Source organism: Achromobacter mucicolens (assembly GCF_902859725.1).
Classification (GTDB): Bacteria; Pseudomonadota; Gammaproteobacteria; order Burkholderiales; family Burkholderiaceae_B; genus Achromobacter; species Achromobacter mucicolens.
In genome coordinates this window covers 226754-233350 of the sequence record NZ_CADIJP010000011.1, presented here as the reverse complement: position 1 = coordinate 233350, position 6597 = coordinate 226754, and the positions used below count along the sequence as shown (strand labels likewise).

At 65.5% G+C, this 6597-nt stretch carries 7 protein-coding genes; 2 read left to right on the top strand and 5 right to left on the bottom strand.

Annotated elements, in window-relative coordinates:
- The 4 genes from HV786_RS16410 to HV786_RS16395 all read right to left on the bottom strand — a co-directional run.
- On the bottom strand, positions 1 to 600 hold a 600-nt coding region (locus HV786_RS16410; protein WP_217472114.1), incomplete at its 3' end, for a toxin VasX.
- Between the two features lie 375 nt (positions 601 to 975).
- Positions 976 to 1728 carry an amino acid ABC transporter ATP-binding protein gene (locus HV786_RS16405; RefSeq protein WP_128828444.1) on the bottom strand — a complete coding sequence of 251 codons (753 nt, stop codon included), beginning with the start codon at positions 1726 to 1728 and terminating at the stop codon, positions 976 to 978.
- Positions 1729 to 1759: 31 nt separating this feature from the next.
- Complete coding sequence (locus HV786_RS16400; RefSeq protein ID WP_128828327.1) at positions 1760 to 2413, bottom strand: amino acid ABC transporter permease; 654 nt, start codon at positions 2411 to 2413, stop codon at positions 1760 to 1762.
- Positions 2414 to 2544: 131 nt separating this feature from the next.
- Positions 2545 to 3336, bottom strand: coding sequence for an amino acid ABC transporter substrate-binding protein (locus HV786_RS16395; protein ID WP_128828326.1), 792 nt, complete (start codon positions 3334 to 3336; stop codon positions 2545 to 2547).
- Positions 3337 to 3515: 179 nt separating this feature from the next.
- On the opposite strand from HV786_RS16395, the gene HV786_RS16390 reads away from it, so the two are divergent.
- Complete coding sequence (locus HV786_RS16390) at positions 3516 to 4352, top strand: TlpA disulfide reductase family protein (RefSeq protein WP_175211277.1); 837 nt, start codon at positions 3516 to 3518, stop codon at positions 4350 to 4352.
- Here the strand turns inward: HV786_RS16390 and HV786_RS16385 are convergent.
- Entirely contained in the window at positions 4326 to 5507 is a 1182-nt protein-coding gene (locus HV786_RS16385) for an alpha-hydroxy acid oxidase (protein WP_128828325.1), read from the bottom strand. The genes HV786_RS16390 and HV786_RS16385 overlap by 27 nt on opposite strands.
- A gap of 164 nt (positions 5508 to 5671) precedes the next feature.
- On the opposite strand from HV786_RS16385, the gene HV786_RS16380 reads away from it, so the two are divergent.
- On the top strand, positions 5672 to 6571 hold the full coding sequence (locus HV786_RS16380) for a LysR family transcriptional regulator (protein WP_175211275.1): 900 nt from the start codon (positions 5672 to 5674) through the stop codon (positions 6569 to 6571).
- Positions 6572 to 6597: the final 26 nt, after the last annotated feature.

Here is a 6597-nt window from a genome sequence, read left to right as displayed (position 1 = left end):
AGACATGTCGAGCACGTCGGGAGCAAACGAGCAGCTGCTGGCGATTTCCTTGATGTCGAATGCCTGCAGCTTGTTGCGCAACGAATCGGTATCGCGCAACTTGTCGAGCATGCGCTCGGTAAGCACGTCCGGAGTGAACAGCAGGCGCGCTTCCTGGATGTCTTCCGGGGCCTTGAATAGAATGGTCCAGCCGCCATATCCGAGCAGGCGGCGCGGTTCGGGCGCGTACTGCAAATCTGGCGAGTAAGGCCTGAATGGGGAGAACACCCCTGTCCCTGTCGCTCGCCACGCGCTTTCGCAATTCCATTTTCCGAAGCGCTTGATGAACGCGTACAGGCAACCCTGGCGCATGGCGCGCACGGCGTAGCGGACGCCTTTGGCTTGCAACGCGGGCAACCCCAGGCCGAGATTGCGAGGCAGTTCCGGCGCCAGCGCGCCAAGCGTTTCCGGATCTTCGCTGGTCACCACGGCATAGCGCAGCGGAAGAATGCCAACTTCGGACTTGCAGTCGACGCACGGGCTGGGCGCCTCGTCCCGTCGGGTACGGCGCGCGACATCGACTGCCTGCGATAGCAGCTCTTCCAATGACACCTGGTTCATGACTGCGGTCCAGAACGCGGTGACAGTGAAACGTCGAGCTGAAGTGCGCTGGCTTGCCCACCATTGGTGCCAACGATAAACAGAGAAATCGGACGGGATTGGGCGGGCACGCGGCGCTCCGGTGGCTGCGGCCCCGCTCGAAAGACGTTATTGCTGAGGCGGCCGCTATTGGATGGGCATCCGCCGCGCGCCACGGCAGGAAGCGCCCCAGCTTCCCGCCTGCTGCACCCGAGGACGATCGCCGTGATCGTGCTCGCGCATCTGAAACGTGTACATCAAAAGCTTCTTAAATATGCCATTTATCCCGAACTTGGGCGTGGCACACCGCGGATATGCTCGGCTTCCGTGGCGCAGCGCAACAGCCAGGCCGATCAATCAAAGCATATGCGCCAGAAACTCCCGGCTGCGCGCATGCTGTGGCGCGGCGAAGAACGTGGCCGAGGGCGCTTGCTCGACGATGCGACCGTCGTCCATGAAGATGACGCGATGCGCCACTTCGCGCGCGAAGCCCATTTCGTGGGTCACGACCAGCATGGTCATGCGTTCGTCGGCCAATTGCTTCATGGTGCGCAGCACTTCGCCGGTCAGTTCCGGGTCCAGCGCCGAGGTGGGCTCGTCGAACAGCATGATGTCGGGCTCCATGGCCAGCGCGCGGGCAATGGCGACGCGCTGCTTCTGGCCGCCGGACAGGCGCGTGGGATAGTTGTCGCGCTTGTTCAGAAGTCCGACCTTGCGCAGCAGTTCTTCTGCCTTGGGCACGATCTGGGCGCGGGTCATGCCCTTTACGGTGATGGGCGCCTCGATGATGTTCTGCAGCACCGTCATGTGCGGGAACAGGTTGAACGACTGGAACACCATGCCCATCTTGCGGCAGATGCGGCGCACGTCGGCGTCGCTGGCGTATTGGCTGCGCGCGCCGGTGACGGCAGCTGCCATGGTTTCGCCTTCCACCACGATGCTGCCTTCGTCGATGGTCTCAAGGTGATTCAGGCAGCGCAGGAACGTGCTCTTGCCCGAGCCCGACGGGCCGATCACCGCGACTACCTCGCCCTGCTCCAGGGTCAACGAAACGTCGTCGAGTACCCGGTTCGCGCCGAAGGATTTGACGATGTGGCGGGCTTCGATCATGACCGGGCGCGTGTTCAGCCCGGCCGGGGAATTACTGGTCATATTTGGCATAGCGCTTTTCCATGTGCTGGAAGAACCACGTCAGGAGCAGCGTCATAAACAGGTAGAAAGCCGCGGCGACCAGGAACGGCGTGGTCGTGAAGTCGCGCTGCACGATGCCGCGCGCGGTGCGCAGGATGTCATTGAGGGCCAGCACGTAGATGAGCGAGGTGTCCTTGACCAGCGTGATGGTCTCGTTGCTCATGGGGGGCAACACGCGCTGCACCATCTGCGGCAGGACGATGCGGCGCAGCGTCTGCAGGTAGGTCATGCCCAGCACCTTGCTGCCTTCGTATTGGCCACGGTCCACCGACTGGATGCCGGCGCGGAAGATCTCGGCGAAATACGCGGCGTAGTTCAGGGCAAACGCCACGACGGCCGCCGGAAAGTCGGGCAGCCGGATGCCGATCACCGGCACGAACGGCAGCGCGAAATAGATGAACAGCATCTGGAGCATCAGCGGCGTGCCGCGCATCAGCCAGATATAGCCATTGACGGCGCGGCTCAGCAGCGGCCACTTCGAGATGCGCGCCAAGGCCAGCACCAGGCCCAGCGGCACGGCGAGCGCCAGCGTGATGAAAAACAGCGTCAAGGTCACTTTCGCGCCTTGCGCCATGGGCCCCAGAAGGGAAAGTACGTAGTCCATGCAGTGGGTTCGCGCCGCGCGGGCAAGAGAGAATCATGGGCGAGCCCGCCTGGCCTTGCGGCGCCGCGGCGGGCTGCGAACTGCAACGGCAAAGGCGCCTCGGCCGGTTGGGCCGCGGGCGCTTTTCTCGTTTACTTGATGATGTTGGCGCCGAACCACTGCGTGGCAATGCGGCCGGCGGTGCCGTCCTGCTTCATCGAATCCAGCGTCTTGTCCAGCTTGGCCAAGAGTTCGGTGTCGTCCTTGCGCACGCCGACGCCGTAGTCTTCCGTGCCGAAGTTCTCTTCCAGCACGCGGTATTCCCCGGCGCGCTTGCTGATGAGGTAGCGGCCCACGACCTCGTCGACGACGATGGCGTCCAGACGGCCCGCGGCCAGGTCCATCAGCGCGGTGACGTTGTCGCCGAACTTCTTCACTTCCTTGATCTGGGCGGCAACCGGATCCTTGGCGATGGCGTCGGTGGCGCTGCTGCCGTCCTGCGCGCCGACGACCTTGCCGGCCAAGTCATTCTTGACCTTCACGGGCGAGGTGTTGCCCACGATGATGATCTGGTGGTTGGCCATGTAGGGCGCGGTGAAGCTGATGTTCTTCTTGCGCTCTTCCGTGATGGTCAGGCCGTTCCACAGCACGTCGACGCGCTTGCCGTTCAGCTCGGCTTCCTTGGCGCTCCAGTCGATGGGCTTGAACTCCACTTCGATGCCCAGGCGCTTGCTGGCTTCCTTGGCCATGTCGATGTCAAAACCGACGATCTGGTTGCTGGCGTCGCGAAATCCCATGGGCGGGAAATTGTCGTCCAGACCGACAACAACCTTCTTGGGCGTGGCCGGCGCCTGGGCGCTCGCGGCGGGCGCGTTGTCGCCAGGACCGCAGGCCGTGAGCAGCGAGGTTGCGGACACAAGAAGTACAGCAGTCAGTTTTTTCATCGTTGTGGGGTGCGCCAGGCGCAGGATTGAAGAATGCCGGATTGGCTGGCTTTTAGCCGCGAAGCGCTATTTTAGCCTCCCCGCCAGGGTGTGCCGGCGCGATCCGGGGCTGGATCGCGCCAGCCTGCCGGCTGGGCGCGCCGTGATAGGCTGGCGGGCTTCTCTCATCAGGAACCTGCATGCCGCCCGCCATCCGTCTTGGCCCGCTTGTTTTCCCCGCCGAACTCGCCGTGCTGGCCGCCGCCGCCCTTGTTGGACTGCTCGCGGCGCACCTGCTGAACCGCACGGGACAGGATGGCCGTCGCGCCGACGTCTCCGGCGTGCTGTGGGGCGCACTGATCGTGGGTCTGCTGGCCGCGCGGCTGGGCTTTGTCTGGCAATACCGGGATCCGTTCGTACTGAACCCCTTGGCCGTGCTGGACGTGCGCGACGGCGGCTGGGCTGGCATGTGGGGCCTGGCGGCCGCCTGGATCTATGCCGTCGTCGCCATGCTGCGCCGCCGCGCGCCCCGGCCCGCCGTCATCGGCGCCCTGGCGCTGGCCACGGTCACCTGGCTCGCTGGCGGCAGGCTGCTGGCGCCTCCGGATCAATCGCCGCCGGCGCTCGCCCAGCTTCGTCTGCAGGACCTGAACGCCGCCCCGGTGGCGCTGTCCGCCTATCAAGGCAAGCCCACCGTCGTCAATCTGTGGGCAAGCTGGTGCCCGCCGTGCCGGCGTGAGATGCCCGCTTTCGAAGCGGCGCAGGCCGCCTACCCGGACGTGCATTTCGTGTTCTTGAACCAGGGCGAAGCCCCGCCCGAGATCACGCAATACCTGCGTCAGCACGCCCCGGCGCTGCAAAACGTGCTGATGGACCCGGCCAGCGACGCGTCCCGCCAGCTCAGCAACCGCGGCCTGCCGGCAACGCTATTCCTGGATGCGAGTGGACGGATGGTGGACCTGCGCGTGGGCGAATTGTCTGCCGCCACGTTGGCCCAGCGTCTGGATGCCTTACGCGCCGCGTCCAGCAAGCCGTGAAGCGCGTTGCAGGAATTCGGCGTTCAATTCCCTGACATCCACGACGCCCAGCAGGCCCATGTCGCGCTTGACTTCCTCGGCGATCAGCGCAATCGCGTGCGCCACGCCGCGCTGCCCCGCGACCGTCGCCGCATAGTTGAACGGGCGCCCCACGAACACGCAGCGCGCGCCCAGCGCCAACGCCTTGATCACGTCCGTTCCCCGCCGCACGCCGCTGTCCAGCATCACTTCCATGCTGCCGCCCACCGCGTCCACGATGGCGGGCAAGGCGTGCAGCGGCGGCACGCTGCCGTCCAGCTGCCGGCCACCGTGGTTGGACACGATGATGCCGTCCATGCCCAGCGCGCGCGCCGTCCGCGCATCATCGGGATGCAAAATACCCTTAAGCACCATCTGCCCCCGCCAGCGCCGGCGGATGGCGGCCACGTGCTCCCAGTTCAGGTGGCCGCGGTCGGAGAAGTCGCGCAACACGCTGGCCGACAGGATTGGCGCACCCCGGGTCGCATAGTTGTTCTCGAAGTGCGGCATGCCGTGACGCAACAACGTGCGCAGGAACGTGCCGAAGAGCCACCGGGGATGCGTCAGCCCCTGCCACGCAAGGCCCAGGCTTGGCCGCAGCGGCGTCGAAAACCCGGCGCGCACGTTGTTCTCGCGATTCGCGGCCACCGGCGTGTCGACCGTCAGGACGAGCGTGCCGACGCCGGCCGCCGCCACGCGATCGATGAGCGCGGCGATCTGTGCGTCGTCGCCCGGCAGATAGGCCTGAAACCAGGTGGCCGGCGCCTGCTCCATCACGGTCTCCAGGCGGATCAGCGACGAACCGCTCATGATGCAGGGCACGCCCGCATCCGCGGCCGCCTTGGCCATCACGATATCGCCGCGGTAACCGGATATCGCCGAAATGCCCATGGGCGCCACACCCACGGGCGCGGCGAATTCCCGGCCCAGCACGGTGCACCGGGTGCTTCGCGCCGACACATCCACCAGCACCTTGGGCAGAAAACCATATTCGGCGAACGCGTCGCGGTTGCCGCGTTCCGAATGGCCGTCCTCGACCGCGCCCGATACGTACGCATAGATGGGCTTGGGCAGCCGCTTTCTGGCGGCGGCTTCGAAGTCGTGCAGACTGAGCATGCGGCGCAGCGGATCGGGCATGTGGGCTCCTCTGGTCGCTCGCCCAGCGAGCGGCCGTCCTGTCGTTGTCGGTATTGGCGGGCACTATAGGCGCGCCGGCAGTTTGAATAAAGTGACTTTATTGATCTTGTTCCCTACACTTTTATTCGCCCTCACCAGCCTGCTCCGCCGGATTGCATCCTCTCATGACGCTCAAGCAACTCGAGGCCTTCTACTGGGCCGCCACCTGCAAGAACTTCGCCATTGCCGCGAACCGGCTGAATATTTCGGTTTCGTCGTTGTCCAAGCGGATTGGCGAACTGGAATCATCCATCGGGGCCGAACTCTTCAGCCGCAGCGCCCGCAGCGCCGCGTTGACCGCGCTGGGCGAACAGCTGGTGCCGCACGCCAAGGATCTGCTGCGCAACGCCGACCAGTTCATGCAGCAGGCCAGCAACAACCTCAGCTATTCGGGCCGCTGCCGGTTTGGCGCGGGCGAGCTGACGTCGCTGACCTGGATGGCCCGCCTGATTGAAGTGATTCAACTCGACCATCCCGATCTGCTGGTCGAGCCCTTCGTGGGCGTTGGCGAACTGGTCGAGCGCGGCCTGGAAGAAGGCGAACTCGACTTTGCCGTCATCGCGGGCCCCTCGTCCCGGCCGTCGATCGCGTCGCGCGTAATCGGCAGCGCCCAGTTCGAATGGGTGGCCGCGGCCGGCGCCGTCCCCAATCCCCAGACGCTCACCCCCGCCGACCTGCCCGGCCTGACGCTCATCACCCTGCCGCAAAGCTCGGGCGCCATCCGCATCCTGGACGACTGGCTGACCGAGCAGCGCGTGTCGCCCGGCCGCAACCAGTGCTGCAACGGTTGGGGCGGCATCGCGGCCATGCTTCGCCAAGGCCTGGGGCTGGGTTTCCTGCCATCGGCATGGGCACGCATCCTGATCGACCGGGGCGACTTGCACCCGCTGCCCGGATTCGCGCCCCTGCGCCCGCTTACCTATACCTTCCAATGGCGCCGCGACGACACGCGGCCCATGTTGGAAACGCTGCGCGCGCACGCCGAGGCCTGCCTGGATTTTCATGCGCCCTCGGGGATGGTATGAGCGCAACCGCCCCTTCGTGGGGGTCC